Genomic DNA, 3,081 nt, shown 5'->3' on the forward strand with positions numbered 1-3,081 from the left:
GTCCAGAATTTGAAATGGGCCCTTTTTTTGAAACGGTGAAAAGAATAAAGCGGCAACCCATAACAATGGCTACACTCAAGCTGGGTAAAAATCTACGATTGAAAAATCAGGAATGAAAGTCCGCTGCAGGCATCAAAAGCCTGGCTTCGCCAGTTTCGTCTTTTGCTGCCTGCGCTAGTATTGGTGAAATCGAACGAAAAGAGTAAATTTAGAATCCCAGCCTGCGCGTAGCCGGGCCGTTACCACCCATTATAAAAAAAAAACAATGAATCAATTGAAAGGCGAGAGTAAAAGTGGATATTTAAAAGTAGATGGTATTCATAGTATTTATTATGAGGAGCATGGTAATGAATCAGGGGAAACTATATTGTTTATACATGGAGGGCCGGGAATTGGATGTTCCAAAAGAGATTTACAGTTCTTTGATTTGAATGCAGTGAATGTGATATTATTTGATCAGAGAGGATGTGGAAAAAGTATTCCTAAACAAGAGCTGGATGAAAACACAACACCTAGAATAATACAAGACATAAATAACCTTTTGGTTCACCTTAAAAAGGAGAGGGTATATTTATTTGGAGGATCTTGGGGCAGCACTGTTGCTTTATTATTTGCGATCAAAAACCCTGAAAAAGTAAAAGGGATGATCTTAAGAGGGGTATTTGCTGCGACAAGGGAAGAGCGGGAATTTTTTGAAACAGGAGGTATAAGGTCAATATTTCGAAATAAATGGGAAAGGTATGAATCAAAAGTCCCAGATGAATATAAAAAGGATGTTTCAACCTACTATTTTAGAAAAATACTTAACGGGAATAAGTATGAACAAAAAGAGTTAGCATACGAGCTCAATTATTATGGAATTTCAGTGTCAAGTATGGATAGCGATACAAAAAAGATAAGGTCAAAGTTAGAAAAAAGCGATTACCTGACAAGGGCAATTTTATTGTCTCACTACTCTCTAAATAATTTTTTTATGCCAGATAACTATATTTGGGACAACATAAAATGCATTAATAATATCCGAATAATGATAATTCATGGAAGAAATGATTATGTGACGCTACCGAAATATGCTGTTAGACTACACAGTCAATTAAAAAGAGCAAAACTTCACTTGGTAAATGGAGGACATTCACCATTTGACAAAGAATTAAAAGAGCAACTAATGAAGTCTGTAAATGAATTGATAAATGAAACGGGTGGTAACAATGGCTACATGCCATGCCGGTAAAAATCTTCGAGAGGAAAATAGAGATTGAAAAACCCGCGCAGTCAGCAAAAGCCAGGCTGCGCCAATTTGGTCTTTCGCTGCCTGCGCTAGCATTTGTGAAATGAAATGAAAATAGTAAATTTAGAGTCCGGCACGTCACGTAGCCGGGCCGTTATGGGGTACCGCATGAGAATTGGCATTCTATGGAATTGAAAATATGAATTGTCCCGCCTCGAAAATGAAAACTCAGAATTGGGAATTATCCGGAAATCAAGAACTTGAGTTCCAAATCGGGTAAATGAAATTTTGAAAGGCGGGTAAAGGTCCTGTCGAGTATTGTATTTTTGTAAACATTCAGCCGCTTTAGACAAAGTTAAAATAAAATACGATATTTAATCCCATGGAACCGTCTGCACTGAATAACCTACTATCCAAGCTGCCGCCTGACATTAGCCAGGTGGTCAGGGTTATTATTTCTATGCAGCAAGAAACCATATCCCAGCGCGACGAAACGATCCGGACATTAGAGCAGCGCATCAAAGAACTGGAAGCCCAGCTCAACCAAAACAGCCGGAACAGTTCTCGACCGCCGAGCAGTGATGGCCCTACGAAGTCACGCACAACAACCCAAAAAAGTAAGAAAGGCAGGAAACCCGGTGGACAGCCAGGGCATAAGGGCACTACTTTGAAGATGGTGCCCAGCGCCGAGGCGAAGATTGAGGATCATTACCCAAAGGCTTGCTCTGGTTGCGGCGCAGATTTATCGGGGCAGCCAAGCTTGGGGTTTGACCGCCGTCAGGTCTTCGATATCCCCCCAATTGAGATACAAGTCACAGAGCACCGTGCACACCGCGCCAGCTGTTCCTGCTGTGGGGTGCGCACGCAGGGGCTCTTCCCCGCCGAAGCTACGAATAATGCGGTGTACGGCCCCAACCTGCGGACATTTGCCAGCTACTGCATGTCATACCAATTGCTGCCTTACGGACGCACGGCAGAACTGCTGTCCGATTTTTTAGGGCAGCCAATAAGCGAAGGGACGCTAGACAATATGCTTTCAGAGGCTTGCTGCCAACTGGACAGCTTCAGCGAACAAATAATAAGGCGCTTTCAACAAGAGGAGGTAGCAGGCTTTGACGAAACAGGCGTGCGCGCGCAAGGGCAGGCTTATGCCCATGTGGCCAGCGGCAGCGCCCATACTTACTTCTTTCTTGGAAAGCGGGGCTATGCTACGATGGACGAAATGGGCATCTTGCCAGGTTTTAAAGGCATTGCAGTGCATGACCGCTACGCTAACTACTTCGGCTATGACTGCCAGCATAGCCTGTGCAATGCCCATTTACTGCGCAACTTACAAGCCGTCATTGACGAGCATAATGATTACTGGGCCCGGCAACTGCAGGAACTGCTCAAAAACATCAATAAAGCAGTAAAACGGGCAAAAGCGAAGGGCAAAGATGCGTTTTCTTCCAGCCACTGCGCACAGTACCGCCAACGATACATGACCTGGGTACAACAGGGGCTAAAACTGCACCCTGCTGTAAATGGGGATGGCACAAAAGGGCCGCCTAAGCAAACCAAAACCCACAACCTCCTTATGGCCTTAAAAGAATATGCCAGCGAGGTGCTCCGTTTTCTGTACGACTTCCGGGTCCCTTTTGACAACAACAGGGCGGAGCGGGACATAAGGATGCTAAAAGTGAAAATGAAAATATCCGGTTTCTTTCACAGCATAGAGACTGGCAACCGCTTCTTGCGTATCAGGGCTTTCTTATCGACAGCCACTAAACAGGGATACTCCGCTTTTGAGGCTATGAAAAAACTCTTCACTGCCCAAACTGAGCCATTCGTATCGAATTTGCTCTGGGGCGATT

At 44.2% G+C, this 3,081-nt stretch carries 2 protein-coding genes; both read left to right on the forward strand.

Annotated features, from left to right (window positions below; all coding sequences use genetic code 11):
• Positions 1 to 265 precede the first annotated feature (265 nt).
• Positions 266 to 1,231 (forward strand): alpha/beta fold hydrolase, encoded by a 966-nt coding sequence (locus IX84_RS30065; RefSeq protein WP_044230270.1) that lies wholly within the window; start codon positions 266 to 268, stop codon positions 1,229 to 1,231.
• A 379-nt stretch (positions 1,232 to 1,610) separates the two neighbouring features.
• Positions 1,611 to 3,081 (forward strand): IS66 family transposase (gene tnpC, locus IX84_RS30070; RefSeq protein ID WP_052516523.1); only part of this gene is annotated, 1,471 nt, incomplete at its 3' end.

This window comes from Phaeodactylibacter xiamenensis, assembly GCF_000759025.1.
Taxonomy (GTDB): Bacteria; Bacteroidota; Bacteroidia; order Chitinophagales; family Saprospiraceae; genus Phaeodactylibacter; species Phaeodactylibacter xiamenensis.